General features: G+C 52.2%; 22 protein-coding genes. 11 read left to right on the top strand and 11 right to left on the bottom strand.

Features of this window, described 5'->3' with window-relative positions; genetic code table 11:
* The first annotated feature begins 55 nt into the window (after window positions 1-55).
* From L21SP2_RS07150 to L21SP2_RS07135, 4 genes are read left to right on the top strand one after another with little or no spacing between them, the layout of a single operon-like run.
* Window positions 56-280: a hypothetical protein gene (locus L21SP2_RS07150; RefSeq protein WP_244437954.1), complete on the top strand. Its 225-nt coding sequence runs from the start codon at window positions 56-58 to the stop codon at window positions 278-280.
* A gap of 8 nt (window positions 281-288) precedes the next feature.
* Window positions 289-1,842 (top strand): sodium:solute symporter family protein, encoded by a 1,554-nt coding sequence (locus L21SP2_RS07145; protein WP_024267832.1) that lies wholly within the window; start codon window positions 289-291, stop codon window positions 1,840-1,842.
* 10 nt (window positions 1,843-1,852) lie between these two features.
* Complete coding sequence (locus L21SP2_RS07140) at window positions 1,853-3,352, top strand: class I adenylate-forming enzyme family protein (protein WP_041401310.1); 1,500 nt, start codon at window positions 1,853-1,855, stop codon at window positions 3,350-3,352.
* On the top strand, window positions 3,345-4,286 hold the full coding sequence (locus L21SP2_RS07135; RefSeq protein WP_053335618.1) for an AMP-binding protein: 942 nt from the start codon (window positions 3,345-3,347) through the stop codon (window positions 4,284-4,286). Before L21SP2_RS07140 ends, L21SP2_RS07135 begins: the two co-directional genes overlap by 8 nt.
* Before the next feature lie 36 nt (window positions 4,287-4,322).
* Here the strand turns inward: L21SP2_RS07135 and L21SP2_RS07130 are convergent, their stop codons facing one another.
* Entirely contained in the window at window positions 4,323-5,195 is an 873-nt protein-coding gene (locus tag L21SP2_RS07130) for a ribokinase (protein WP_024267831.1), read from the bottom strand.
* Window positions 5,196-5,199: 4 nt separating this feature from the next.
* Window positions 5,200-6,234, bottom strand: a complete 1,035-nt coding sequence (locus L21SP2_RS07125) for a LacI family DNA-binding transcriptional regulator (RefSeq protein ID WP_024267830.1) — start codon at window positions 6,232-6,234, stop codon at window positions 5,200-5,202.
* A gap of 278 nt (window positions 6,235-6,512) precedes the next feature.
* Between L21SP2_RS07125 and rbsD the strand changes: the two genes are divergently transcribed.
* From rbsD to L21SP2_RS07100, 5 genes are all read left to right on the top strand, one after another.
* A complete protein-coding gene (rbsD, locus tag L21SP2_RS07120; protein WP_024267829.1) occupies window positions 6,513-6,908 on the top strand; it encodes a D-ribose pyranase in 396 nt (131 codons plus the stop codon).
* A complete protein-coding gene (locus tag L21SP2_RS07115; RefSeq protein WP_024267828.1) occupies window positions 6,908-7,855 on the top strand; it encodes an ABC transporter permease in 948 nt (315 codons plus the stop codon). Before rbsD ends, L21SP2_RS07115 begins: the two co-directional genes overlap by 1 nt.
* 59 nt (window positions 7,856-7,914) lie before the next feature.
* Complete coding sequence (gene rbsB, locus L21SP2_RS07110) at window positions 7,915-8,823, top strand: ribose ABC transporter substrate-binding protein RbsB (protein ID WP_024267827.1); 909 nt, start codon at window positions 7,915-7,917, stop codon at window positions 8,821-8,823.
* Window positions 8,824-8,962: 139 nt separating this feature from the next.
* Window positions 8,963-10,459 (top strand): sugar ABC transporter ATP-binding protein, encoded by a 1,497-nt coding sequence (locus L21SP2_RS07105; protein ID WP_024267826.1) that lies wholly within the window; start codon window positions 8,963-8,965, stop codon window positions 10,457-10,459.
* On the top strand, window positions 10,456-11,409 hold the full coding sequence (locus L21SP2_RS07100) for an ABC transporter permease (protein ID WP_024267825.1): 954 nt from the start codon (window positions 10,456-10,458) through the stop codon (window positions 11,407-11,409). The genes L21SP2_RS07105 and L21SP2_RS07100 overlap by 4 nt, the downstream gene beginning before the upstream one ends.
* A gap of 425 nt (window positions 11,410-11,834) precedes the next feature.
* Here the strand turns inward: L21SP2_RS07100 and L21SP2_RS07095 are convergent, their stop codons facing one another.
* The 6 genes from L21SP2_RS07095 to L21SP2_RS07070 form a co-directional block, all read right to left on the bottom strand.
* Window positions 11,835-12,965, bottom strand: coding sequence for an HNH endonuclease domain-containing protein (locus L21SP2_RS07095; protein WP_024267824.1), 1,131 nt, complete (start codon window positions 12,963-12,965; stop codon window positions 11,835-11,837).
* A gap of 107 nt (window positions 12,966-13,072) precedes the next feature.
* Window positions 13,073-16,345: a DUF3427 domain-containing protein gene (locus L21SP2_RS07090; protein WP_024267823.1), complete on the bottom strand. Its 3,273-nt coding sequence runs from the start codon at window positions 16,343-16,345 to the stop codon at window positions 13,073-13,075.
* A gap of 188 nt (window positions 16,346-16,533) precedes the next feature.
* Window positions 16,534-18,795 carry a UvrD-helicase domain-containing protein gene (locus L21SP2_RS07085; RefSeq protein WP_024267822.1) on the bottom strand — a complete coding sequence of 754 codons (2,262 nt, stop codon included), beginning with the start codon at window positions 18,793-18,795 and terminating at the stop codon, window positions 16,534-16,536.
* 230 nt (window positions 18,796-19,025) lie between these two features.
* Entirely contained in the window at window positions 19,026-19,745 is a 720-nt protein-coding gene (locus L21SP2_RS07080) for a hypothetical protein (protein ID WP_144082954.1), read from the bottom strand.
* Window positions 19,746-20,009: 264 nt separating this feature from the next.
* On the bottom strand, window positions 20,010-20,435 hold the full coding sequence (locus L21SP2_RS07075) for a PaaI family thioesterase (RefSeq protein WP_024267819.1): 426 nt from the start codon (window positions 20,433-20,435) through the stop codon (window positions 20,010-20,012).
* Window positions 20,436-20,448: 13 nt separating this feature from the next.
* Window positions 20,449-21,501, bottom strand: a complete 1,053-nt coding sequence (locus tag L21SP2_RS07070; RefSeq protein WP_041401308.1) for an HD domain-containing phosphohydrolase — start codon at window positions 21,499-21,501, stop codon at window positions 20,449-20,451.
* A gap of 250 nt (window positions 21,502-21,751) precedes the next feature.
* On the opposite strand from L21SP2_RS07070, the gene L21SP2_RS17065 reads away from it, so the two are divergent.
* Entirely contained in the window at window positions 21,752-23,074 is a 1,323-nt protein-coding gene (locus L21SP2_RS17065) for an MFS transporter (RefSeq protein WP_024267816.1), read from the top strand.
* On the opposite strand, the gene L21SP2_RS17060 is transcribed toward L21SP2_RS17065, so the two are convergent.
* A complete protein-coding gene (locus tag L21SP2_RS17060; protein WP_024267815.1) occupies window positions 23,058-23,909 on the bottom strand; it encodes a DUF6544 family protein in 852 nt (283 codons plus the stop codon). The genes L21SP2_RS17065 and L21SP2_RS17060 overlap by 17 nt on opposite strands.
* Window positions 23,906-24,364, bottom strand: a complete 459-nt coding sequence (locus tag L21SP2_RS07055; RefSeq protein ID WP_024267814.1) for a MarR family winged helix-turn-helix transcriptional regulator — start codon at window positions 24,362-24,364, stop codon at window positions 23,906-23,908. The genes L21SP2_RS17060 and L21SP2_RS07055 overlap by 4 nt, the downstream gene beginning before the upstream one ends.
* Window positions 24,365-24,518: 154 nt before the next feature.
* Between L21SP2_RS07055 and L21SP2_RS07050 the strand changes: the two genes are divergently transcribed.
* Entirely contained in the window at window positions 24,519-25,280 is a 762-nt protein-coding gene (locus tag L21SP2_RS07050) for a ferredoxin--NADP reductase (protein WP_024267813.1), read from the top strand.
* Window positions 25,281-25,405: 125 nt separating this feature from the next.
* Here the strand turns inward: L21SP2_RS07050 and L21SP2_RS07045 are convergent, their stop codons facing one another.
* Entirely contained in the window at window positions 25,406-26,479 is a 1,074-nt protein-coding gene (locus L21SP2_RS07045; RefSeq protein ID WP_024267812.1) for a lipase family protein, read from the bottom strand.
* Window positions 26,480-26,670: the final 191 nt, after the last annotated feature.

The following is a 26,670-nucleotide window of genomic DNA, read 5'->3' as shown; positions in this document are numbered from 1 at the left end:
AGCGAAATGTCTGCAAATCATCACTGTATGTGATTATTCTATAAGCATGAAAGAAATGACACGTCATAGTGCCGGCAGGATATACCTTGTGCTCCTGCTGTTGTCGGTAATCGGGTTTATCACCTTCCTGGCAATCGGCGGTACCCAAACCGGTCCCGGTGAAGAACCCTTCTTGCTGTTCGGGTGGATGACCATGCCGTTGGTAATAGGAGTCATTTTTGTACTCTTTTGGCTGATCAGCTACATCATCTACTTCTTTTTCTTCTGGCCGTACCGGTAGGAGGTCCTATGGCTTTTACTCTCGTTTCGCTCACCCTCTTCGGGGCTGTTATCGTTTTCATGGCGGCATACGGGTATCGGATAAGTGCAAAGACCGCAGAAGATTTCATGCTCGGCGGGCGCACCATCGGCGTTGTTGTCATGTTCTTTTTTGTTTTATTTGCCATATCATCGGCCTGGACCTTTTACGGATTCCCCGGTTTGCTTTATACCCAGGGACCGGGATACGTCATGTTCATCTGGGGTTCGGTGGTAGGCTTTGCGGGGCTCTACATGTTTTTGGGACCCCGGCTCTGGGCTCTGGCCAAAATCAACCGCTTTCTCTCACCTGTTGAGGTACTGGGGGAACGGTATCAATCCAAGACCCTGCGGCTCATCCTGTCCCTGAGTATTCTTGCGTTTATTGTTCCCTATGTCGGCATTCAGCCCCTTGGGGTGGGTGCGGGTTTTGAAGCCCTCACCGGTTTGCCCGCAGCCTGGGGTGCCATTTACACCGCAGTTATTCTGATAGTGCTGGTGATGCTGGGCGGAATGAGAATTGTGGCATGGGTGAATATCTTTCTGGGGGTCATATATATGACGGCCCTCCTGGGAAGCCTGCTGTGGGCGGTACAGGTTCTGTTTCCCGACGGCGGTCTGGCCCAGGCTGCAAGCATCGTTGCACAGTCCCGGCCGGAACTTCTTTCAGATCCCGGTCCGGTGGGGGCCTATACCCCGGTGGTCCTCGGCGGAACCTTCGTGGTAGGAATCCTGGCATTCAGCTGGCCCCACGTAGCCATCGGCTGCATGACCGCCAGAGACAAGAGCCTGTTTAAATGGTTCCCTCTGTTGATATTCGTTTTCGGGGGACTGTTCTTTTATATTCTCCCCTTCATCTGGGGTTCCCTGGTTGCTCCCGCCGCCATGCCCATGGAAGAGTTGCAGGCACTGGCGAACAGCAACGGAGTGTCTCTCCAGACGGAGGCCGACAGGGTCGTTCAAACGGTAATCAGCCGTACGTTGCCGGAATGGTTCGGCGTGTTCGTTCTTCTGGGGGTAATCGCCGCGGCGGTGAGTACCGCAGCGGTACAGTTGATGACCTCAAGCGTTATCGTCAGCCGGGACATCATTCAGGGGCTGTTTAAGCCTGATGCCAGCGACAGGCAGATTACCACCTGGGCCCGTTGGGCGGTTATTGCTGTGGTTGTTCTCAGCCTTGTTGTCAGTTTTCTCAATCAGGGTGCCATGGCCCTCTACCTCACCGACGTGAGTGTCCCGGGTTTCGCCCAGTGGGCACCGGCATTGGTGGGAGGTCTTTTGTGGAAACGGGGAACAAAGCAGGGAGCCATAGCCGGAACCCTGGCAGGGGTAATATACCTGGTTCTCAGCCTGGTAATCGTAGTCAACGGTGAACGTCCATTGGTAATAGGCCATCCGGTCATCCCCAGCCTGTTGGTCAATACCCTGGCGTACATCATTACCAGCCTGCTCACTCCCAGGCCCGGAGAAGATATCGAAGCACAGTTTTTCGATGAAGTTGAAGCCTATCTCAAGGCCGAATCCGGCGCCAAGGCGAAAGGATAGGAGATACAGCATGAGTGAAAAGAATGAGACATGGCGTCTGTTGTATAATCCCGAAGGCGATGTTTTTGACGTGCCCAGCTACGGCGCATCGGTGGCCGAAGGAAGGATCGCCGGGAAGTATCAACTGTCCAACACCCTGGTTCCCGACAGCGTAGTAATCCAAGCGGTGAAGCGCCCGGGAATCGTCGCAGGCGCCGATGTCAGCGTAGATCGGGGGGAGTCGGAGCGCTACGGCGTTGAAGTGGCCAGGCTGCCCCGGGGCGGGCGCAACGGTGCCAAATCCGTGGGCACCATTCAGTTAAGCGAACTCATGGCGAAATCATCCAAGAATTACCAGGCCAGGGAGGTGAACCCCGATGATCCGGCGGTGTTGATCTATACTTCCGGTACCACCGGGCTGCCCAAAGGTGCGATGATCAGCCATCGGAATTTCCACTTCCAATGCAGCACCATTGTTACCTCCCTGCTGGATTTCAAGTCTAGTGACCGGGTCATCGGAACCCTGCCGCTGTATCACATATTCGGCCTGGCAAATTCCATGATCGCATCGGTGCATTTCGGAGCCTGTCTGGTGATGGTTCCGAGGTATTCGCCCCAGATCCTTTTGGAAACCATAGAAAAGCACAAGGCCACCATCCTTCCGGCAGTTCCAACCATGTATCAGCACCTTATGCTGGCAGCCAGGCAGGCCCGGAATAAAACGATCATACCCAAGAGCTTAAACCACTGCATATCCGGCGGCGCTCCCTTGAGCCAACGCCTGTATGAAGATTTCGGGAAGACATTCGAAACCAATATCATGGAGGGTTACGGACTCACAGAATCCACCTCCGCTGTGGCCGCCAATGGGGTGAACGGCGAATACCGGGACGGTTCCATCGGCCGGGCCGGCCGGGGTGTGGAAATGAAAATCATAGACGCCCAGGGAAGCGAAGTGCCCACAGGCCAGGAAGGTGAGATCGCCATCCGGTCCACTACAGTGTTTGCCGGGTATTGGAACAATCCCCAGGCAACCGGAGATGTGCTTACCGAAGACGGCTGGCTCCTCACCGGTGACCTGGGCTACGTCGACGAAGACGGGTTTTTCTTCATAACAGATCGGAAGAAAGATATTATTATCCACAATGGCTATAACGTCAGTCCCCGTGAGGTGGAGGAGTTTATTGACCGACACGAACAGGTATTGGAATCGGCGGTAATCGCAAGGAAAAACGACTTGAAGGAAGAAACGGTGGTGGCCATCGTGGTTCCCCGGAATATTCCCCCGGAATTCGGCAGCGATCCTTCGGATATGGACATGAAGAAACTGCGGGAGAGTGATTTCGGAAAGAATCTTGTGAAGATGCTCCGGGAATACACTGATACCGGCGTAGCCCGATATAAGCAGCCTCAGGAATGGTTGCTCGCCCCCTCCCTGCCGAAAACCGCTACCGGCAAGTTGTTGCGGAGAGAGCTGCGGCAGGATGCCGAAGACACCCGGCTGATAAACAGGAGCCAGCACGATGTTTAAGAAAAAACTTTTTGGCAAGGCAGAGATTCCCGTTGGGGAGCTTCCCATCGGCCTGGGACAGATGTTTGAGACGATAAGCTCCCAATTCAAGCGCCGGGAAGCCATCCGCTATGAAAATCAGGTGATCAGCTATCAGGAAGCCGACGGCCAGGCTAACCGTGTTGCAGGGGGCCTGGAATCCCTGGGAATAGTCCCAGGAGACCGGGTAGCCATCATGCTTCCCAACATCAAGGAGTTCTACTACAGTTTCTTCGGAATTCAGAAGCTGGGAGCCATAGCCGTGCCATTCAACACCATGTACAAGGGAAGGGAAATATCTCACATCCTCCGGGATAGCGGTGCAAAAGCAGTGATATGCCTGTCCAACTTCGCCGGCCTCATTCAGGAAATCCAACGGGATTGCCCCGATCTGGAGCACATCATCGTCACCGGCCAACGAACCTTTGTGTATGTTGATCCCGGTTCATCGGTGAATATCCAAATGGTCTTCGACAAAACGCGCTTTTCTGACTTCGATGAGGCGTATCATGCCGTGGGTGAAATATTAGTGAGCAGTTTCCGATCCATGGGAGTCGAGGATGCCTGGTACAGCCACAAAGGTGCCATCAGAGCCAGCGGCAAGAAACTTGCCACCATACTCCTCAGCGAAATCGAAAACCTGTATATCGTGAATATCGTGACCTTCCTGAAGGATATGGACAACGGTCCGCTGTTCAAGGTGTTGTACATCCCGCCGGAACTGAAAGAACGGGCACTGGAGCCAATGACCAGCATCCTGAGCGAAACCGGACAATCGATCTCACTGGAAGATTTCAAAGCAGTCTTCCTATCCGCACTTTCAGATGCCTTCGGTGTGGATATTGAAGACGGAAGTTTGACCCGGGACGAGCTCATCGCCTACGAAAAGAACCGCGCTTTGGCAGGCCGGGTATAAGGGTGGAATTGAGAGCGCAAGAGGAACGCGTCTATCTCAGAGCTCGCTGCGGAAAGGAATTGATTCCATGGCTCCGGGACGGGACACGGTAATGGCTGCGGCTTCAGCTGCCAGGTCCATAGCCCGTTCCGGGGAAGCGCCGGCGAAACGTTCCACCAGATAGTATCCCAGGAAGGTGTCTCCTGCGGCGGTGGTATCCACTGCATTCACCTTCCTGCTTTCGACAAAAGCTCTTTTCCTGCCCTTTGCATACCATGCCCCCTTGCTTCCCAGGGTGAGAACAATCTCGGTTTCGGGATAGCGCCGGGTCAGCATGTCCAGGGTGCTGCCGGGGGAAGCATCGGATTGGACGATTCCGGCTGCCTCAGTTTCGTTCACCACCAATGTATGCACCTTATCAAGGGGCCAACGGGAAACATCCGGGGTGAAGGGTGCGGGGTTCACAGCAATCTTCAGGCCCTGGGCAAGGCCCTTTTCCATGATATGCGGGATATTGTTGATTTCATTCTGCAGCACAAGCACATCCCCCCGGGAGAACAGGACCAGGGTTGCGTCTATCTCTTCCTTGGTTATACGCTGATTGCCGCCTCCATACAGCACAATGGAATTTTCCCCCTGGGAGCTGACCTGAATTATGGCATGACCGCTGAGACCGTCATCTTGGGTAACATAATCGGTTTTCACATCAAACTGCTGCAGTTTCTCAAGCAGCCAGTCCGCATCCCCGCCCAGTTTCCCGGCATGCCATACATCGCCTCCCGCCTTGGCGATGGCAACGGATTGATTGGCCCCTTTTCCGCCGGCAAAGAAGTTCAGCGACTCTCCGGCAAGGGTTTCTCCCGGACGAACGATGTGAGGGACGGAATACACATGATCAACATTGAGAGATCCGTAGTTCAGTATTCGCATGTGTCTACTCCTTCTGTGAAAATTCGAGACTTTCCCGCACCATCAGTTCACTGCCGATAAAGACCTTTTCATAGGGCAAAGGCATTTCCGATTCTATTCTTCGGCGGATAAGCTGGAAAGCCCTCCTTCCGATCCGTTTCTTGGAAACTTTGATACTTGCAAGGGGCGGATCGGTGTGCTGACTTGAAGGCAGATCATCAAATCCCACCAGGGAAATATCTTCCGGAATACGGATATTCTTCTCTTTCAGAGCCTTCATACAGCCGAAGGCGATGATATCGCAGACACAAAACAGCCCCTGTGGAAGGGTTTTCCGGGAATCCAGTTGAGCGGACATATCCCGGTAGGATTGATCATATGTGGAGTCCACCCGGTAATCCCACTCGCTTTTGGTTTCCAGGCCGAAATAGTCCACTGCCTGGTAGAAGCTCTGGGCCCTCTGGCGGAAATTCCGGGTTTCAAGCCGTGCCGAGACCAGACCGATTCTGCGTATTCCCCTCTCCTTCATCGCCTCCACAATGGAGAACACCGCTCCTTCATTGTCCATATCAACAAAATCAAAATTGGCATAGGGATTGACCGCATCAATGAAAACCATGGGGATGTTGGCTGCGCTGAACGGCAGAATATCTTGTGCATCCAATTCGGTGGCAAGAATCACCGCACCTGCAGGGGCGTCGGTTCTCAATTCATCGATAATTTCATCGGGCTGAAAGCTGGCATAGTTCCGGACCTCCAGACTGTACCCTTCCTCCCGGGCTGCAGCCTCAATGCCTTCGATATAATCGCTGATAAACACATTGTGATCCCGGTTTAAAATATGTCCGTGGCGGGCGATTTTCAGAAAACGGATAATCCCGTTTTGACGCTCATTTGTCCTTGACTTGGTCTGGGGGATTCTATAGTTCAGCGCTTCGGCGGCATCCTCCACTGTTTTTCGTGTATCATTGCCCACACCGGGACGATTATTCAGGACCAGGGATACTGTGGCAGGGGAAACACCGGCTTTCCGGGCTACATCCCGAATTGTAATCTTCATAATCAAGATCATACCTTGACCCGGGTTTCATGTCAATTAAAAGTTAAACGTTTAGTAAACAAATACTTCACAGGCGGAAAGGTGCACCTAATTTTGATTTCTGTTCGTGGATTCACACATATACGGCTGATAAAAGCGGAATTATTTCATTTTTTCTTGACAGATCCTCGAACCGACCCCATGATTAGTTTATTAAACGTTTATTGATTCATCGCTGACATTTTTATCATATACTTCAGAACGGTAATTCAATACGGTATAGAAGAGGATGTAAACATATGAAACGAACCGGGATTCTGAACAGGCCCCTCTCGGATGCAATTGCTTCCATGGGACATACCGATTCACTGGTTATTTGTGATGCCGGACTGCCCATTCCCCGGGAAACCCGCCGCATCGATCTTGCGCTGAGAAAGGGGATACCTGCATTTGAAGATGTACTTCGTTCCACACTGGAGGAGCTTGAGGTTGAACGGGCAGTGCTGGCGGAAGAGATTCGTGAAAAGAGCCCGGAACTTCACCATGCAATACTCTCAATCCTGGACGACATTCCCGTCAGCTACATTACCCATGAACAATTCAAAGCCGAAACCGTAGACGCAAAAGCAATTGTCCGCAGCGGCGAAGCACGACCGTTCGCCAATATCATCCTGTATTCCGGAGTGGTGTTCTAATGGAATCACGCATAAACGTCCGTCTGATTCTGAAAAAGTTCGGACTTCTCTTTGCAGTCCTCTTTCTTATGGCCGTGCTTACCGGCCTTTCACCCCATTTTATGACGGTCCGCAATATGCTGAACCTGCTGCTGCAGGCTTCAGTGAATGCGATTATCGCCGCCGGCATGACCCAGGTAATTCTTACCTCAGGGATCGATCTTTCAGTGGGATCTGTGCTCGCTCTTACCGCAGTGGTGACTGCAAGCATTCTCCAGACGGGGGTTCCGGTTCCTCTTGCCGTGATTCTGGGTCTCCTGCTGGGGGCTTTGCTGGGTATGGTGAACGGGTTTCTGGTAGCCATCGTCAAGATTCCTGCGTTCATAGCCACACTGGGAACCATGACCCTGGCCCGGGGGCTGGCTCTAAGCTACTCCGGCGGCCGACCGGTCACCGGACTACCGGAAGGATTTCTTGCAATGGGCACCTCATCTCTTTTCGGCATCCCCACTCCCATATGGATAACCGCTGCAGTGTTTGTAGGCGGCAGCTTCATTCTCAATAAAACCATGCTGGGCAGATACATCTATGCCATCGGGAACAACGCCGAAGCGGCGCGCTTTGCGGGACTGCCGGTTCGGGCAACCACCATCTCGGTGTATGCCATTTCGGGACTGCTGGCAGCTCTGGCGGGTATGATTCTCGTTGCCCGCCTGGACTCTGCCCAGCCGGTTATGGGGGTTACCTATGAACTGAATGCCATTGCTGCGGTGGTGGTTGGGGGTGCGGCCCTCAGCGGCGGGGAAGGATCTCTGTCAGGCACATTTCTGGGAGCGATCCTCATGGCCATTATTGCCAATGCCATCAACATACTGAATATCTCACCGTTCTTTTCCCAGATTCTTCAGGGCGGTGTCATCCTTGCAGCCTTGCTGCTGCACGGGCTTTCCCGGCAGAGGGAAAGATAAACAAAGTTCAATATACGATTCGGTAGGAATCGTAGAGAAATGTTCTTAAGGAGGAACACATGAAACGCATTTTTATACTCGTCGTTTCAATGCTGCTGCTAATCAGCGGAACAGCCATGGCCGAAGGACAGGGTGAAGCGGCTGATGGCGGAATCGTAATCGGCCTGTCGGTCTCCACCCTCAACAACCCGTTTTTCGTAACCCTCCGGGACGGCGCACAGGATGCAGCCGATCTTCTGGGTGTGGAACTGATCGTGGTGGACAGCCAGGATGACCCGGCCAGGGAAGCAAGCAACATCCAGGATTTGATTCAGCGGGGCGTGGACGCACTGCTCATCAACCCCACCGACTCGGATGCGGTGGTTCCCAGCGTACAGCGGGCCAATTCTGAAGGCATTCCGGTGTTCACCGTGGACCGGGGAGCGAGCAGCGGAGACGTGGTAGCCCATGTAGCCAGCGACAACGTCGCCGGCGGTGAAATGGCAGGTGAATACCTGGTTGAAGCCATCGGCGGAAGCGGTTCTGTAGTTGAACTCCAGGGCATTCCTGGAACCTCAGCGGCCAGGGACAGGGGCGAAGGTTTCAATAATATTGTGGGAGCCAATTCAGATGTATCCGTTGTGGCCGCCCAGACCGCCAACTTCAACAGAACCGAGGGTCTGAACGTATTCCAGAATATACTCCAGGCTCAGTCTGATATTGACGGGGTATTCGCACACAACGATGAAATGATTCTCGGCGCAATTCAGGCAGCTGAAGCTGCAGGCCGGGCTGACGACATTGTCTTTGTGGGCTTCGATGCAGTTGATGATGCAGTGGCTGCGGTTGAAGACGGCCGACTGGCCGCAACTGTGGCACAGCGTCCGGAAGAAATCGGGTCCACCGGCCTCCGGACTGCGGTATCGTATCTGCAGGGAGAAACCGTGGAAGATTACATCCCGGTAGCTCTCATGCTGGTAACCCAGTAGATAGAAACGCAGGCATCCGGAACGTTCAAAACAGACGTTCCGGACGGCTGTGCGGGTGCTCCGGTTTGTGAATCGGAGTACCTGCACAGCTGCAACGAGGCAAAGCCTCCAGGTTTTGATGCTGTAAGGAGTCGTAACAATGGAATATGCCCTCCGAATACAGGGTATCGATAAAAGATTTCCCGGCGTACACGCACTGAAAAACGTATCTTTCGATGTCCGAGCAGGCTCTGTACATTCGCTGGTTGGGGAAAACGGTGCAGGGAAATCCACCCTCATGAAAATCATCTCCGGCGATCAGCCCAAGGATGACGGCGTACTGGAACTCTTCGGTGAACAGGTAGATTTCCGGGGTCCATCAGACTCCCAGGCCAGAGGCGTGAGCATGATCCACCAGGAACTTGCGGTGGTCCCCTACCGCAGTGTTGCGGAAAACATCTACCTGGGAAGGGAACCCCGGAAATTCGGCGGTTTGCTTATCGATTACCCCAAACTTCATGAACAGACCCGGGAGATTCTCCGCACCATCGATGTGAACGTTGAACCAACGGAGATTATGGCCAACCTCTCCATCGCCCAGCAGCAAATGGTTGAAGTCGCCAAGGCGCTGTCGCTGAATGCACGGGTCATTATCATGGATGAACCCACCAGTTCCCTCACCGACCGGGAAACGGAAATCCTGTTTCGCATAATCCGTAATCTGAAAACCAAAGGCATCACCATCATTTATATCTCCCACCGCCTGGAAGAAGTGTTTACCATCACCGATACGGTTACCATATTGCGTGACGGTCAGACGGTGCACACCGCCGCAACGGAAGATCTGAGCGAGGATGAGATCGTGCGCCACATGGTGGGAAGGGAGCTGGACAGTTTCTTTCCCAAGCACGAGGCGGAAATCGGACAGGAAGTGCTGAGAGTTGAAAATCTCACCGGTGAACGGTTCTTCAATGCAAGCTTCAGTGTGAAATCCGGAGAAATTGTAGGCATTGCCGGTCTGGTCGGCGCAGGCCGTTCGGAAATGATCCGGGGGCTGATGGGTATCGATCCCGTATATAAGGGGAAGGCGTACTTCAAGGGCGTAGAGATTCGGCTTGGATCCACCCGGGAGATGATGCGCAGGGGCTTTGCATTTGTGCCTGAAGACCGCAAGGCCGAAGCCCTGTTCCCGGTGATGAGCGTGCGGGATAACATGGTTATATCCATACTTGAACGGCTGTTCCGGATCGGTATTATCACCAAAAGCAAACTGGTATCCATCGGAAAAGATTACATCCAGCGCCTCCGGATACAGACCCCCACCCAGATGCAGCAGATACGCAATCTCTCCGGGGGGAATCAGCAGAAAGTGATTATCGCCCGCTGCCTTGCCCTGAACCCGTCGGTACTGATTCTGGATGAACCCACCCGTGGCATCGATGTGGGAGCCAAGTCGGAGATCCACTCCATCGTCGGCAGGCTGGCAGCCCAGGGAGTGGGAGTGATTATGATATCATCCGAACTGCCCGAGCTTCTGGGAGTGGCGGACCGCATCATCGTTATGAAAGAAGGCCGGATATCCGGAGAGTTTGACCGTTTGGAAGCAACCCAGGACGCCATCATGCAGAAAGCTGCAGCAGGAGGAGAAGCATCATGAACCGCGTAGGAAAAATTGCCGCCAAATACAGCACCCTGCTCATTCTGCTGGGGCTCATCATTTTGTTTTCCCTTCTCTCCCCCAGGTTTCTCAGATTCGGCAACCTGCTGAACATTGTGGACCAATCCTCGATGCTTGCCATTGTGGCCATCGGGGTTACATTCACCATCATTTCCGGGGGAATCGACCTCTCTGTTGGATCCCTGGTGGCCCTTACCGGAGCCATCTCCGCCGGCATGATCGTAAACATGGGAGTACCCGCCCCTATTGCCATGCTGGGGGCCATACTCCTCGGCGTTCTCATTGGATTGGTGAACGGAGGTTTTATCGTATTCGGACGCCTGCAGCCCTTCGTAGCAACTCTTGCCATGATGGCCATCGCCCGGGGGCTTACGCTGTTCTACACCCAGGGAAGCCCCATCTCCGGCCTGGGAGACTTTTATACCGCCTTCGGCGGAACCATCGGACCGATACCGGTTACCGCACTGGTACTCCTCTTTGTGCTGCTGCTGAGCACCGTTATTCTCCAGAGTACTCCCTTCGGCGCCCACCTATATGCCCTGGGAGGGAACGAAGAAACAGCACGTCTGGCCGGTGTGAAAATCCGGCTGGTGAAACTGGGGGCGTACGCCTTCAGCGGAGGAACGGCAGCCCTGGGAGGTATACTCCTGACCGCACGTCTGTGGAGCGCCCAGCCCCAGGCAGCGGTGGGCCTGGAACTCCAGGCAATTGCGGCAACCGTGCTGGGTGGAGCTTCCCTCATGGGGGGAGCCGGAACCAGTCTTGGCACAGTCGCCGGCGCCCTGATCATGGGCGTACTAGCAAACGGACTGAACCTCACCGGCGTATCATCATACGTCCAACAGGTAATCACAGGAACCATATTTATTCTGGCAGTCATTCTGGACATGTGGACCAAACGGCAGCGCAGAGAAAAGCTCCAAGGCTGACATCATACGAATAAAGTGAAGGATCATCTTTGGAAGACACAAGAAACATACGCGCAGAGCAGCAGCCCTTCGACTACAAAGGGGATCAAAGACAGTAAACTTCAGGTATTCTTCCACGGGAAGATGATTGCCATATTGCGGGGGAAAGACTACGGCAAAGTCCATACACCAGGCCCCCAAAAAGCCGCTCCCGGATGGGGAGCGGCTGAAAGCTTACGGTATACTCGAGTGCATTTCTGCCCGGGCGCCGTAAAACATAACAGGACCTGAGTTCTGATCGGGATTGGCAACATCCCGGACCTGAACACAGACTCCTGTGAAATTATGAATATTGCTTTTTTATACACAATTCTGGCGTTATTTGTGCTCCGCCAGTCCGACTTGTCCGGGGCAGTTCAATGAGCTTTTTTTCAAAACAAGAAGTGTTAGCCTTTATATACCCAATCTCCAGCAAAGCCGCGATTCCTTGCAATCGTTTCAAGGGGTATTATGGTCTGTTTTAAGGCCCTGCCGAAACTCTCTATCTGGAAGAGATTGTCTTTTGGAATATTTAGATCCGAAACATAGGGTTCTGTGACCTTCCTCCACACATTGTCATTGGAATTTCTGTGAATTGCCTGAAGACCTGCGAACTGAAGCTCAATAAACGGATTGAGATACTTTTTCATGGAAGGCAATCTGTTTGATTTTGAGGAATTAATATTCTTTTCAACAGGCAGCAAATTCCACATTTGGTCATGAGCGACGAAGGACCAGGGAATAAAGTGGTCCAGGCTCATAGTATTTTCATTGAGTATATTCCCGGAGTAAATACAACGGATCCTGCTATGTCCTAAAGCAATCTTCCAATATGTGGTTTGATTAGACAGACTATTTCGGGCGACCGGGGGAAACAGTTTATCCTTGATATTGGGGACAGAAGGGTTCCGACGCTGCATATAATCGAGGTAATTCCATGCTGTGAAAGCCCTCACCAGTCCGATATTCTCGTATAGATACAACATCCAATCATGGTGAACAATGACCTTGGTTGCATTATCGATAAACATATAAAGCGGTCGGCGATTTTCAAACAGTCGTTCGGCAAGCTGGGCTATCAGTCGGTTTCGATCTGAATCCTTGATTCCCTGTAATTCATCTCTGAAAAATGGCGACAATATCCGATATGGAACCATATTTAATAGATTATTGTTCTGATATTTCTTTGATCGAATAATCATCGACAGCTCATTTGAGCTATTGCTTTGAATGGGCAGCTCTATTTCTGCCAAACAAAGCGCATCAATTGTGTGGGCGATTCTATCACCCACTCCAAAGTTGAGCTTGAAATACACATGAGGATACCAGGCATTAACCAACATCCTTACCAGTACATCATCGAGGCTTATCACAGGGGATTCAAAACTATTTTCTTCCAGTACATCAAGGATCGAAAGAAAATAGATATATTTATACGATGCAGCGGTGTGCTTAAACATCTGCTGAAGACAGCTAATGCAAATTCGTGAAGAGTATGGAAGCTGTTCTCCGTGAAAAATTACATTTCCCTTATGCATACTCGCTAAACTTTCCTTCGGTTGAATTACATCCGGAATAAAATGTGTTGATCGAAGCCCTCATACTACCGTTTCAAGTGAACTCTGCTACGCTCAATTTCTGTGTATTATCCGGCAACTGGCATACATAACCTGCGAAATTCGCTTACAGGCATAGTTTTTTCCAGATGCAAACGCAAACTGAAAGGATACTCTCCTTTCGCGCTGTCTGGTACAATGTGCACCGGTCCCATAAAAATAAACGGTAAAGCACGTCTGTATTCATCCTGCTTTGTCTCTCGAACAAATACATAGAGAGGCACACCGCGTTCAATTTGCTGTAAAAAGGTTTTCCCCTGGCCTTTGGACGGCGTCCAACTGTTCGGCGAATCCCATTGGAACACATCTCTGTTTAACGCCCAGTCCTGATACATGGTTTCGGAACTGAACAGGTTCTCTTTCTTGTGAACTGTAATCATAAGGTATCGGAGAATGATTTTCCCTTCATTGTCCTTTATCTGATTTACCCCACCCTGCTCTACAGGAGATTTTTCCCAGTCCGATTGTCTAAACGCCCATTTGATTCCGGGCCAGGTATATGCGGCGAAATGCTTCAACACTGCAGCACCTGGTAGTGTGAGATCAGACATAGGTTCTTCCATCACTTCGATTCTATCTTCCTGATATGAAAGCCAGAACATCAGTTCTTGGATTCGCTTAGAATTAGAGAAGAGCCATGCCCAAAGATCCTCAGGCCGTTTCCACGGACTTTGGCTGCCCTTCCTATTCCGAAGAATTTCGTAACAAAGCCAGGTACCGTCATTGGATAGAGTTTGTGTATGTAAACTGGCGGTGATTGCATCTTTCCATCTTTGGCATACAGAGATACTGTTCAGCTGGAGAACAGCGTTCAGGATGAACTCTTTGAAGATAGTTTCCATCTTCGAGGGAAAATACTCCGGATTCGCCAACTCTTCTTGAATTTGATACCAGAGACCGGCTTTGTAGATCAGAAATTCCGGGTCAAAGCCGCTATCATGCAAAAACGTTGGAAGCGTGATATTGTCGTACTGATTGATAAGATCCAGTAGTCGGGAACGAGTCTTGGGGATCTGCATCTCGATGTGCTGAAGAATTCGGTTTTGACTGCTTTCATCCAAGACAATTGCACAGTCCGTAGGTAGTGATGGAAAATCATTTTCAATTTCTCCCCGGACTTGTGTGCTGGTGCAGCCTAGCATTGCTCGAAATTTATGGGTAAAGTCATAGCTTTGGTGAGCATTCCCCACAAAATCAACTACTGTTAATACATCCTTGCCCGGAAAATTTCGAAGCCCCCGTCCCAGCTGTTGAAGAAAAATCGTAAGACTCTCTGTAGGGCGTAAAAATAGCACGGTATCAACCGCGGGAATATCCACACCTTCATTAAAGAGATCGACAGTAAACACATACTGAATATCTCCATCAGTCAGCATCTGTTTTACCCGTTCCCTATCGACCTGAGGACTCACAGAACTCAATGAGATTGACTGGAGTCCGTGTTGAGAAAAATGCCGGGCCATAAACTCCGACTGAACAATACTCGCACAAAACCCAATCGCACGAACTTGACGGTAATCAGCAGTGATCTTTTTTACCGATGAAATAACTGCATCTGCATAGGGTTCATTCACCAACTTCCGCTCAAGATCATTAAGTACATACTTGCCGTTCCACCTTACTGAGCTCAAATCCGGTGTATCATCCCCAATTCCAAAATAATGAAAAGGTGAGAGCAAGCCTTTTCGAATCCCTTCAGCTAAACGCATTTCCGCGGCAAACCGACCCTCAAAATCCTGGGAAATATCACTCAGATCCATCCTCTCAGGAGTAGCGGTAAGACCCAATAACCATTTGGCTTTTATCTGATCAACCACAAATCGATACGATTCGGCAGCTCCATGATGGGCTTCATCAATAACAACATATTCAAACCAATCCAAATCTGGCCATCTTTGGAGCAATTCATCTCGTCTTCTATGGATTGTTTGAATACTTGCGAAAACATGCTGCCATTTTGATGGTTCAACATCGGCCTTCCAGATCTCACCAAAGCTGTTATATCCGCCCAGCACCTGTCTGAAGCTTCGCCGGGCTTGAAAAAGCAGTTCCTCTCTGTGAGCAATAAATAGAAGTCTGGGCTGAGAATTCGCCTCATCACAAATTCGCTTATAATCAAAGGCGGCAATCATCGTTTTCCCCGCACCTGTTGGGACTACAACTAAATTCCTGAAACGGTTATGCACCTTACGTTCCGACCGTATTCGTTCCAGTATTTCTTCTTGAAATGCGAAAGGGCGAACAAGGCTGCCGATACTCTCCTCCACAGTCTCACTGTAAGAGCGGTTTTTCCTGTTTTTATAATAATCTAAAACCTGTCGGCGCAGGTCAGCAGGCAGGTCGCTTAAACGCAATGAGTCCTTAATATAAGGTGCAGCGGCTAATGCCTCTTTAACTCGCTCATTATCAGATTCTGAGTACATCTCGAACTCAGGATCTTCCCAGAGAGCTGAGAAACTTTCTCTAAGTTCAGAGTACACTCCGGGGACTTCCCGTTGTGTGATTTTAATATTCCATTCTGCTCCATCCTGAAGCGCATCGCGGCTTACATTGCTTGAACCGACGTAAGCTGTCCCAAGATTACCATCGTATGAACCATTTACATTGAAATTATTATCTCTTTGGAAAATCCACGATTTAGCATGCAGCCGGCCACGGAACGTATTGAACGAAATCTTCAGTTGAGCACCTATACGGGAAAATTCCTGAATACATCTATTTTCAGTTGCGCCCAGATACACAGTTGTCAACACTTTCACCGGAGCACCTCGCTGGACTGCCTGCTCCAGTGACGGCAAAAGGAGCTTCAACCCTGACCACCGGATAAATGATATAATGAGATTAATCTCACTTGCACTTTGTATTTCTCTCTTTAATTCATCTACCAATGATAATGCAGAATTCGTTCCTGTAAATAAGCCAGGGAGAGTGAAACCTAAAACGGGAACCTCGTTATGAACCCGCTCTTTCACCTGATTCTTGGATGTATCCTGAGGAGAGAACAATGCACGCAGAAGTTCATGCTTACCGCTATCGGAACCTATCAATTCATCTGGCTGCCAGTCTGGGATATATTCAGCAATGAGATTTTGAAGCCGAGACAACAACTCTCGTGAGCGTTCCAAGGTACCGGTTTCAGAAAAGGCAAGTCTCAGCAGTGAACGAGCATATTGTTGGGCAAGGGACGTGAAAGCATCTTCATCAATTCGTTCAACAGCAGCCAAAGCTGGATCAGGATGAGAATGAATTCTCTCCTCAATAGCTTTGGTTAACAAATGCTCGAAATACGGAGAGGTTGCCATCTAAAACCATCCTGAATTATTAGAAAACGTCGTCATGAATACCCCAACACCAACCGCTTCAACACAACCCTCTTCCCGGCAAAGTTCAGCAAATACCCCACCGGCGAATCCTGGTTTAGCATCAATCCTGAACTCACCGAAAACCCGAAACCAGTTGTGAACATAAAACCTGTTGCTGCTTCCGCGGCCTACACAGCCTGCTGTTCATGAATCGAATCCAGCAGCAGCTTCTCCGCACCAGCGGTTCCGAAACCATCCAGGGCAATTACATCAACATGATCAAGAGCCCGGGTAACAGCTACATACAGCAAATTCCCCTTGATCTCCTCTCTCAGTTCATCGCTCAAATCACTTCCCCCCGGTGCCTCAAAATGCTGTGCGTACAGAATCACCACTGGAAAATCCAGACCCTTTGCCGAGTGCATACTTACCAGCCGCACTCCGCGGCTCGCTTCAAAATCAAACTCCCGGGCATCGCCGTCCGTACTGCCTCGCTTCACATCCACCCCGTCAATCCCTTCCGGAGCCAGAACCTTATCTCTCAAATGACCCAAAAGCCGGGTGTAGGGGGCGATAATACACACATTCTCCGCATCGTAATTCAGAACATCCAGATAGTAGTGAAGCCGCTCAACAAGCACCTGCTTGGCCGCATCCTTCGAACCCTGAAAAAACTCCACCGGAGGGCCGGGACGAAGGGCAGCCGATACATACTCATCTCCTGCTGCAGAACCCGCCGACTGTTCTGTATTCTCATGCAATGCTGATGCCATCCTGGAACGGAACGACTGGGCAAGCCTCACCATGGGCAACGTATTTCTGAAATTCGTCTTTAACACCCGGCTTCTGCCCCGGAAATCCAGCCCCGCGCGCACATAGGGGGAACGCAGCCCGTAAATAGACTGCCCCGTATCTCCTGCCAGCACCACATCCCGGGCGTGGAAACTCATCAGCCTCAGTACCACAGGATCAAGATCCTGCACCTCGTCTATGAACAACGCGCTGAACACCCTGTCGGCAGCTCGGTTACCGCCACTCTCAAGAAGCAGTCTGCATGCAAGATTCCGTGTTACAAACATCAGCTCAGGCAGCTTACGGGCAAGATCCTGCTGAATCATCCACACCAGCTCCCTGGAGGATCCGTTCAGCCGCTTCCGCAGTCCCGAACGGGACACCATGGCGTCGACATATTCTTCCCGGCTGAGGGCGTAACCCCAAATATAGGCATCAATCTCCGTGAAAAGCTCCTCATCTTCCAGCTTCAGAGAGTCCGAAGGATCGTGCAGATCCCGCAGCTCAGCCAGCTCCTCAAGCACCACATCTTTTTTATCGTATCTGATACCCACATCAGGATACTCCCGCCTGAACAGATCATGAATAAACTGATCCACCGTTGCCATATACACCGGCTGGGAGGCAATCTTTAGAATTGAACTTACATACTCATTGTACTTCACCAGGGTACGGGTGAAGGTCAACAGGGCAAAACCCGCATCCATGAGAGTGTCGGGGTCTGCAAACATATCCGTCTGGGAACGGACATCCTCTATCCGCTCCCGCAGAGCCTGGAGGAGCACCACAGATTTTCCGCTACCCGCTCCGCCCTTAATCAGATAGCTCCCCCCTCCGCGTATCGCCTTCAGGGCGGAAGCCTGCTCATCGGAAAGACGGAAAAAACTCTCCTCGTAATCCCGCCTGCTGCGGGTGAGAAGTGACATCCGAAGAACCTCATCCTCAGCGGCTCGAAGCTTCTCAAGCTTACCCTGTTTCTCCTCTGTCTCCTTCAGGCGCTCCTGCAGCTCCCTCCTCTCCCGGCGAAGCTCATCTATACGGTCCTTTCGGTCTGCGGATGTTGCCTCAATCTCGGCAAGCCTGCGCTCCTTTTCTTCAAGCTCATGGCGCAGCCTCCCGGCGTCCTGAGCCAGCCCGGCGGACTCCTTCTGTTTCTCTTTTACTTCCTTCAACTGGGTAATAAGGCGGACATTATGGCCTTTGAGAAACTCAAGCTCCTGCTGCAGCTCGTCGGCACTCACCCGACTCTGCCACTCCTCCAGCTCATCCCCCAGTGACTCAAGTACAGGTGAACTGATCCGGCTCAAACGGCAGAACTTCCGCAGGGAGTGAATACTGCTGCGCACCTCATCCATGGTGAGCTGGGCAAATTTATGACGCACCTCATTGCTTAAACTGTAGGTATCTTTTATGGATCGGAATTCATGAAAGGTATTCCAGCCGTAGCTTGCGGTCAGAAAATCGGCGTAGATCCCCACTTTCTTGTAAAAACTGGGGTCAAGCTCCTTGCCGTTGGCATCCAGATACTTGTGCTCCTCGAAATTCCCCATCCTGGCATTCATTACCCCCTCTGCAAAGGCATGAACCGCCAGCACAAACAATCCGAAATCAATTCCGTGCACCTTTTGGATCCGATCAAGCTGTTGTTCGACATTCATAGTATATCACTCATTTTTTACATATCCGCCTGAATAGATTATAACATCCTCAGGCAGAAACTGCGCAAGGGAAAAGTGGGAAAAATTACCGCTGATGTGCGCTCGGCCACATGATACCATCGGCGAACTTCCGTACCATCCGTGGCTATCCGTGCCGATCCGCGGTTTCTGATCCGGTCTGATATACCGGTATCCGGGGTCATCTGGGACTATATTTCTTACACTGCTTGTTATTCTGCAGGTAAATCCGGGGACTCAATGGCCTGGATAATCCTGTCCTGGGCCACATACCACACAAAGAGCTGCTTCGAAATGGATGCTGCAGCAGGCTCTCCATCTGTTATTCCCCGGATACTGCCGCTCTGCTCCTCCAGCTCAAGGGTACGGTTGTGCACAAAATCCAGAAGTTCATCCATGGATGCAGGTGTGCGCTTCTGTATCTCCCCCAAAAACTCCTCTATGACTGCGGGCAAATCCCATTCAATAATCATCCCGGTAAAATTATCCTCCACCGAAGGAGGCCGGTCCTCACTCTCCGCCCGAATCGCATCCTCGTATTCCCGGCGCTCCACTTTCAGAAGCGCTTCAATCCGGGAAACCGCCCGGGCAACCTTTTCTGTTTCCTTCATTACTCTCTTCCTTACTTTGAACCACCAACCGCCGCCTTCCGGAGACAAGGAAACGGCGATCCGCAGCTCCGCTTCAACTCCCTCAAAGCCGATGCTTCCTTCCATGGGCGTATCCATATCCGGAAAATTCTCCAGTGCGGCAAAATCGGATTCAATGACCGTCCAGGTGAGCCCGGGTGATATCCCCATCATCAGAATACAACGCCTGTGAAGGTTGGCTGGACATCCACCGAACAGCCCCACCCCGAGTAGACGTAGCATATAAGATGTAAACAGTTGCTTCCTGTTATTGCGGAAATCCAGACTCGATATAACAGACATACACACCCCCGGGGAATTGATTTGCAGATCAAGAAACTTCTCTGGGATAAGTATCTACCAAATTTATCGGGAAATAAAGCCCCTATTAAATTTGACCACCTGGTCACATTAGCTAGGGGTGCTTTTTTTCGGCCCGGCTGTGTCGCGGTCTGCTGGCTGTGTCGCGGTCTCCGGCTGTGTCGCGGTCTGCTGGCTGCTTTTCTGGTTGCCTTCTGCGGCGGCTTTTCTGTCGGCTTTTATGTCGGCCTTTATGGTGGCGTTTCTTTAGCGCCGGTCCACCACTGCCACGGTAAGCCGGCTTGTAGCCACCAGCTTTTCCGTGCCGTTGTATACGCTGATATCCCAGAGGTGGCTGCGCCGTCCCACATGGACGGTCCGGGCGAACGCCTTCACCCGCCCCTCTCGTACGGGTCTGAGATGGTTGCAGCTGATCTGCTGGCCCACAACCTGATATCTTTCTGAATCCACCAAAAGCCATGAACCGTAGCTGCCCAGGGTTTCCGCCAGCACGCAGGTTACTCCGCCATGGAGTAATCCTGCCGGCTGCCTGTGCCGGTTATCCACGGGCATTTCGCCCCATAAGCCGTCTTCGTCAATGCAGGTAATTTCTATGCCCAATGTTTCCATGGCGGTATTTTTATTGGCTTCGGCCAACATGCTCATTGGGTCGGGGTGCTTCCAGCGGGACATCTTTTTCTCCTGTTCAGCCTGTTTTCTCTTGTGATATCTCTTCTTGTATCTTTTCCCGGTCAGTCTTGTACACTGTTTTAATCTCATTCAGGCCCCGTTCGAAGGCATCCACCACTTGGGGGTCGAAATGTGCGTTCTTTTCCTTTCGGATATATGCCAGGGACGTATTCAGAGCCCAGGCTTTTTTGTGAGGACGGACGCTGGTCAGGGCATCGAACACGTCAGACAAGGCCACCATCCGGGCAGCCAGGGGGATATCCGTATCGGAAGTTCCCCGGGGATAACCCTTTCCGTCCCACCGCTCATGGTGGTTCCCGGCAATCTGACAGGCGTTTCGCATGAGAGTGGTTTCTCCGTCGGCAAGTATCTCTTCGCCGTATACGGTATGCTTTTTCATCTCTTCACGCTCTTCATCGCTCAGCTTACCCACTTTGCCCAGGAGTCTGTCGGGAAGGTACACCTTCCCGATATCGTGGAGTTTGGAGGCCTGCTTGAGTATCTCAATAATTTCCGGCTTCAATCCGTAGTGTTTGGCGATAATACCGGTGTATTTGCTCACCCTGATGGTGTGCTCCACCGGCTCGTAATCTCTTTGTTCGCAGATTCGGTTCAGGCATTGGATCACTTCGCCCTGGGCTTTTACCGTTTCTGTAAGGCGCTCCTGGACCAGTTCTTCCAGGTGCCGTGCCTCGTTGAAGAGCCGCAGCTGAGAGTTCACCCGGGCTCTCACGATGTCTTTATTGATAGGCTTTCGGATGTAATCCGCAGCCCCCACTGCGAAGCCTTCAACGGCCTTCTGCTGATCCTCAATCCCGGTAAGGAATATCACTGGGATGTGCCTGGTCAGAGCATTATTCTTCAGTGCCATGCAGGTTTCCATCCCGTCCATGGAAGGCATCAGCACATCCAGAATGATCAGGTCAGGTGCGTCCTGGGACATTGCAGCACGGATGGCCTGCACCCCGCTGGAAGCGGTGCTCACACGGTAATAATCCTGAAGTATGAGCCTCATATGTTCTATAATGCTATTATCATCATCCACCAAAAGGATATGTGCTTTTCGCATAGTACTTCTCCCAACTATAAGGATACCGTGCCGCAAGTTCTTTATCAAATTACTCAGGATTTTAAGTGTTGATATTTCTAACGGAGGGAGCAGATCATGCCCCGTGCCCCGTGCCCCGTGAGCCAAGCTCCCGGACCGGCAAAATTAAACCCTCCCGGCGAATGTGACCAGGTGGTCAAACTATTCGGAGGTCCTTTTTCACAGCGCCGTTGGGTGCCGTCCCGGGGAAATACTGCTATACTGGCGGCACATGAAAAACCGGGAAATCATCCGAACCAGTCTGGCCATCTACCTCCCCAGTCTCCTGGTGCAGCTGGGCGCATCCCTCACCATGTCGTTCAATGTTCTCTGGTCCAGGGATCTGGGAGCCGGGGTTGCAATGATCGGTCTGATTGCCGCGGGCAACGGTATCGGCAGCCTCCTTTTCGATTTGCCCGGAGGCTGGATCGGGGGTAAGATCCGGGAGAAGCCCTTCATGATCGCCGCGGTTGGGGGGCTGGTTCTCACCGGGATATTCAAGGCGGCGGCCACCCGGCCCTGGCAGCTGCTGGGTATCGGCATTTTCATGGGAATGTGTGTGTCGGCATGGGGAATCGGCAGGCTGGCATATATCAGAAAAAACATTCCCCGGCGCTACCGCGGCAGGACCCTGGCCTTTATGGGAGGCATCATGAGGGTTGCACGGATCGCCACCCCTGCGCTGGGCGGACTGATTATCCAGTTTCTGGGATTCCGGGTGCTGTACGGCGTACAGGCTTTCCTTTTCGCATCGGCGCTGGTACTACTTCTGGTGATGATGAAGGACGGAAGCTACCTGGAATCCGGCCAGGCTCCCGCCGCATCGGTGCTTAAGGAAACCTTTGCGAAAAACGGGCGGAACATTGTTGCGGCCATGATCGGTATCGGCGGTCTTCAACTGCTGCGGATTTCCCGGAATCTGATATTCCCCCTCTGGGCCGACAGCATCGGCATGTCCGCCCTGTTGATCGGAGGCTTTACCAGTGCCGGGGGAATGGTGGAAACCGCAATGGTGGTGCCCGCAGGGATTACCCTGGACAGGGCGGGTCGCAAATGGGCGGCGGTTCCCTGCACCCTGGGATTTGCCCTGAGCATGGCCCTCATGCCTCTTGCTCTCACTCCGGCGGCTCTGGCCGGGGTCTACCTTCTCATGAGCCTTTCCAACGGGCTGGGCAGCGGCATCAACATGACCATCAGCTCAGACCTTGCCCCGAAGAACGCGGCAGCCGAGTTCCTGGGTATATGGCGTTTTGTCACCGATACCAGCCGGCTCACCGGCCCCCTGATTGCCGGATCAGTAGCCGCGGCAGTGAGCCTCCCGGCAGCACCGCTGACGGCTGCATCGGCGGGGCTGATATCCGCCGCAGTGCTGCTGTTTGCCATGGATGAGCCCGGCCGTAAAAGACAAATGCCGGCCCGTAACAGACAGAAGCCCAGTCGGAACATGGATGCGCCCGGCCGTAGCAGACAGATGCCGGGCCGTGACGAACAGAGGCCCGGCCGAATCAACCAAGAGCCGGGCCAAAAGAACCAATCACCTACTTCGCCGGATTGATCAACACATCTTCAATCTTCAGTCGGATATACTCATTCTCCCGGTCAGGATAATGCCAAATACCCGAGCCTTCAGTTGAGAGCTTGTATCCGTTCACCTCCTCAAAACCGTGCATGGGAGTGGACCAGGGCACATTGTCATAACTGCCGTCGTTATTGGCCGCATAGCGGTCCGGCGATACAAAGTTCACCAGGCGCCCATTATCGTCAATGGTGAGCACCGCTTCCACTGTCACGCCGTTGCGTGTGAGCCGGCCTCTCACCTGGCGGGAGTCAATCGCCTCCCACTGCACATCCGCATCCAGCAGAGCCCCGGGAGCCATGAGACACAGATCGTTGAACCAGGTGACCGTTTCCCCTTTGATCATGTAGTCATCCTGATTATGTACAACCGTGATCAGATCCATAATGCGGATGGTCATGTATGCATCCCCCGGCGAATAATGATGATACCCCACCATGGGAAGTCCCCGGTATTTCATCTTCATGAGAAACAGCCTGCGCCCCTCATCTACAAAAGTATGCTGACGGGCCCGGATGGGAAGCCAATCGCCGTCCTCTTCCATCCGCATGCTTCCGCTGAAATCGACAGAGAAATGGCGCACCCGTGGTGTTCCCACAACTTGCGAATAATCGAAAAACCTCTGCAGAGCCGGGGGCAGCCCGTCCAGGTCGGCCCGGGTGATCTGCTGATCGGTTTCGGGAACCGAGGACAGCGAAGCGTTTCGCTGCCGGGTGTAGGCAGTTGTGAGGCCGTTCACCTGTTTCCATATCAGAATAAAACCGGCCGCCGCTGCCAGAATAATCAGTACGATGCTCAAGGGGGTGAATTTCATTGTTCCTTCCTTATTGATTTTTCTATTTGTGATTCCAAACGCAGCAGATACTCGTTGAACTTCTCCAGTTCGCCGAACCGAAAGTCCCGGAACAGTTCCATGAAGTTCCGGGCGTCCTGCTGCTCCCGCTGTTGCCAGAAGTCTTTGGCCCGCCGGGTCATAACCAGCCGCTTCGCCCTCCTGTCGTCCTCATCGCTGACAATACGCAGATATCCGCTGCGTTCCAGGTGAAGCGCCAGTTTCTTCACATTCTGATACGAACTTCCGGCTTTCTCCGCCGCCTGGGTCACCGTGGGCCCCTTCTCTCCGAAATTGCCCACCACGATCATCAGGAACAGCTGCTTGGAAGTTACATCCTCCCCCTCCAATCCCCGATCCAGAAAGATCTGCAGAATATTGGCGGTTCTGAACAGATGTCCGAAAATGCTGCGTTGATACTCTAGTTCTTCATTCATATTATATAACCTGTTATATTTTTATATAACCTATTATGTTTTGTCAACCCTCTTTACTGTCAACCGTTTTTTGACTATTCTACTCAACATAGATCGGTGAACGGATGCGCCGTTCACCGGAATAATATCAGCATAGATCAGATGGATAGCGATTATGATAAAGCTTCACAATACAAACAGCCTCGAGCTCACCCCGGGATTCAATAAACCCTTTTTCAACATGCTTCGGGGAAACATAGAAAGCATCACCAGGGAGTTCGACAATACCTACACCTACCGCTTGAAAATCCCCCAGGGGTTTCATTTTGTTCCCGGCCAGTATGTGCATCTTATGGCTCCAGGCGGCGGCCTGGGTGAAGGAATGGTGCGCCACATGTCCATCGCCTCCACCCCGGAAGACGGTGAACTGGTGTTCTCCATGGATCTCAGCTCCCGCACTCCTTTCAAGCAGCGCTTCGCTGAAGCAGAGGTGGGAGACGAACTGCGGCTTTTCAGAATCAAGGGAGAGTTTACCCTGGATCACATCCGCTCCGGCGACCGACTGCTGTTTATCGCCGGCGGCATCGGCATCACCCCCTTCCGCAGCCTCATCCGCCACATTGATCAGACGGGGCTGGTCAACCCATGGTCTCTCATGTATGTGGGACGGAATTATCTGTTCACTTCAGATATTGATGAGGCGGTTCGCCGTGATTCACTGCAGCGTTCGGTACATTACATCGGACGGAAGGAGATCCCGGAAACTCTTGGTCGGCTCATGACCGGGGGCACAGCGGAGGCTGCAAACCAAGCAGATATGCAGAACCTGCAGTGCTTTATCGGCGGCTCGGAAGGCTTTGTGGAATCGCTGAAAAGCATGGTGATTGCGCAGGGTGTGACCGAAGAACATATCCGCCTGGAAAACTTTAACCACTGATACTCTTAAGCCCGGACTCTTTCCTGCTTTCTGCGCCGCTGCCTGATCTGCTTTCTGCGCGGGTCTCTCGTCTGCGATCTGCGACGTTACAGCTTCTCCGTCGGTATATCATCTGCGCCGGGCTGTCATTGGTCCCCGGCGCCATCGGATAGCCGGCGCTCGGCAATGACCAACAGCTTTTCCCTGTAAATCCGGATGGAATGATCCCGCAGGAAAATTTTCGGCGAACGGAGCATGGTAAACGCCGCCTTGAGCCGGTACAGTGTACTGGTATGATGCAGCAGCCGCACCCCGCCGTACTCGGCTGCAGGGCAATTGCTCAGATACCGCATATCCCCCACATGGGAGTACTGACCCAGCGCCGAAATCAGCTTTTCATGCAGGTCATCCCCGGACGAAGGTATCAGCTTCACAAACCAGGCCAGAATAAACACGATCTCCCGCCGGGGAGGCAGCAAAGGAACCGCATCTGCGGCGTTCACCACCCTGTACAGAGGCGTTTTCAGGTTCCGGACCCAGAACATGTTGGAAAACCGGGGAGCACCGAAACTGTAGCAGGCTGCGATCCCACCGGCATGCTGAATCCGCCCCGCTGCAATGGCGGCCAGGGCTCCGCCCTGACTGTGACCGGTAATAAACAGCGGCAGGTCCCGGTTCCCGTTGCTCTTCAGCATCTGCTCAATCTGATACTGCACCGCCTGTACACCCTCAAGAAATCCGCGGTGCAGCCGGGTATCTCCTTCCCGGGCCATATCGGAGACCCGGAGGTTCCGCTTGATATCTCTGAAAACGTCCAGCTCAGTACCCCGAAAGCTCAGTACCAGCCGGTCATCCCAACGGGCTAGAAATGCCTGGATTCCTTCAGTGTCGAATGTCCCCTCCAGAGTGAAGCCCAGTTTCCCAAGACTTTCCCGAAGGAGGGCCTCCTGTGCCCGGTGATCGTAATTCTGATCCTGAAGGAACTTCCGGAACTTCCCCCGGCTCATCTTCTTCACCCTGCCCTCCAGCCGTGAAACCAGCTCTTCACTCACAGGATCTGAAAGAAGGCCGGGATTGAACTTCACATAGGCAAGTTCCGCCATGCAGGCCATCAGCCAGCTTGTACGGTCATCGTAGGCGGATCCGCACCACGCTCCGGCCCTGTTCAACAACCGGACGTGCCTGGCTTCCTGCTCCCTGGAAACTGCAAGATAATTCACAACTGCACCTCCTGTGGGACGATCCCCCCGGATACAGCATCTCCCACCAACTCTGCAATGCATACATCCTAATACAATGTAACAGATTACGCGAATGCTGCATCATAACATATTGCCGTCGGGAAATTGCTATGATAACATATGGTTAATTTCTCTATATTATGAGCATGGTTTATTATTATCGTTCGGAG

The organism is Salinispira pacifica (genome assembly GCF_000507245.1).
Classification (GTDB): domain Bacteria; phylum Spirochaetota; class Spirochaetia; order DSM-27196; family Salinispiraceae; genus Salinispira; species Salinispira pacifica.
The sequence above is the reverse complement of the archived record's forward strand: the minus strand, read 5'-3'. Positions and strand labels throughout refer to the sequence as shown.

Excerpts from the sequence above, each read along its gene's own strand:
- L21SP2_RS07150 (WP_244437954.1), top strand. The coding sequence starts at position 56 with ATGACACGTCATAGTGCCGGCAGGATATACCTTGTGCTCCTGCTGTTG.
- L21SP2_RS07145 (WP_024267832.1), top strand. The coding sequence starts at position 289 with ATGGCTTTTACTCTCGTTTCGCTCACCCTCTTCGGGGCTGTTATCGTT.
- L21SP2_RS07140 (WP_041401310.1), top strand. The coding sequence starts at position 1,853 with ATGAGTGAAAAGAATGAGACATGGCGTCTGTTGTATAATCCCGAAGGC.
- L21SP2_RS07135 (WP_053335618.1), top strand. The coding sequence starts at position 3,345 with ATGTTTAAGAAAAAACTTTTTGGCAAGGCAGAGATTCCCGTTGGGGAG.
- L21SP2_RS07130 (WP_024267831.1), bottom strand. The coding sequence starts at position 5,195 with ATGCGAATACTGAACTACGGATCTCTCAATGTTGATCATGTGTATTCC.
- L21SP2_RS07125 (WP_024267830.1), bottom strand. The coding sequence starts at position 6,234 with ATGAAGATTACAATTCGGGATGTAGCCCGGAAAGCCGGTGTTTCCCCT.
- rbsD (WP_024267829.1), top strand. The coding sequence starts at position 6,513 with ATGAAACGAACCGGGATTCTGAACAGGCCCCTCTCGGATGCAATTGCT.
- L21SP2_RS07115 (WP_024267828.1), top strand. The coding sequence starts at position 6,908 with ATGGAATCACGCATAAACGTCCGTCTGATTCTGAAAAAGTTCGGACTT.
- rbsB (WP_024267827.1), top strand. The coding sequence starts at position 7,915 with ATGAAACGCATTTTTATACTCGTCGTTTCAATGCTGCTGCTAATCAGC.
- L21SP2_RS07105 (WP_024267826.1), top strand. The coding sequence starts at position 8,963 with ATGGAATATGCCCTCCGAATACAGGGTATCGATAAAAGATTTCCCGGC.
- L21SP2_RS07100 (WP_024267825.1), top strand. The coding sequence starts at position 10,456 with ATGAACCGCGTAGGAAAAATTGCCGCCAAATACAGCACCCTGCTCATT.
- L21SP2_RS07095 (WP_024267824.1), bottom strand. The coding sequence starts at position 12,965 with ATGCATAAGGGAAATGTAATTTTTCACGGAGAACAGCTTCCATACTCT.
- L21SP2_RS07090 (WP_024267823.1), bottom strand. The coding sequence starts at position 16,345 with ATGGCAACCTCTCCGTATTTCGAGCATTTGTTAACCAAAGCTATTGAG.
- L21SP2_RS07085 (WP_024267822.1), bottom strand. The coding sequence starts at position 18,795 with ATGAATGTCGAACAACAGCTTGATCGGATCCAAAAGGTGCACGGAATT.
- L21SP2_RS07080 (WP_144082954.1), bottom strand. The coding sequence starts at position 19,745 with ATGTCTGTTATATCGAGTCTGGATTTCCGCAATAACAGGAAGCAACTG.
- L21SP2_RS07075 (WP_024267819.1), bottom strand. The coding sequence starts at position 20,435 with ATGTCCCGCTGGAAGCACCCCGACCCAATGAGCATGTTGGCCGAAGCC.
- L21SP2_RS07070 (WP_041401308.1), bottom strand. The coding sequence starts at position 21,501 with ATGCGAAAAGCACATATCCTTTTGGTGGATGATGATAATAGCATTATA.
- L21SP2_RS17065 (WP_024267816.1), top strand. The coding sequence starts at position 21,752 with ATGAAAAACCGGGAAATCATCCGAACCAGTCTGGCCATCTACCTCCCC.
- L21SP2_RS17060 (WP_024267815.1), bottom strand. The coding sequence starts at position 23,909 with ATGAAATTCACCCCCTTGAGCATCGTACTGATTATTCTGGCAGCGGCG.
- L21SP2_RS07055 (WP_024267814.1), bottom strand. The coding sequence starts at position 24,364 with ATGAATGAAGAACTAGAGTATCAACGCAGCATTTTCGGACATCTGTTC.
- L21SP2_RS07050 (WP_024267813.1), top strand. The coding sequence starts at position 24,519 with ATGATAAAGCTTCACAATACAAACAGCCTCGAGCTCACCCCGGGATTC.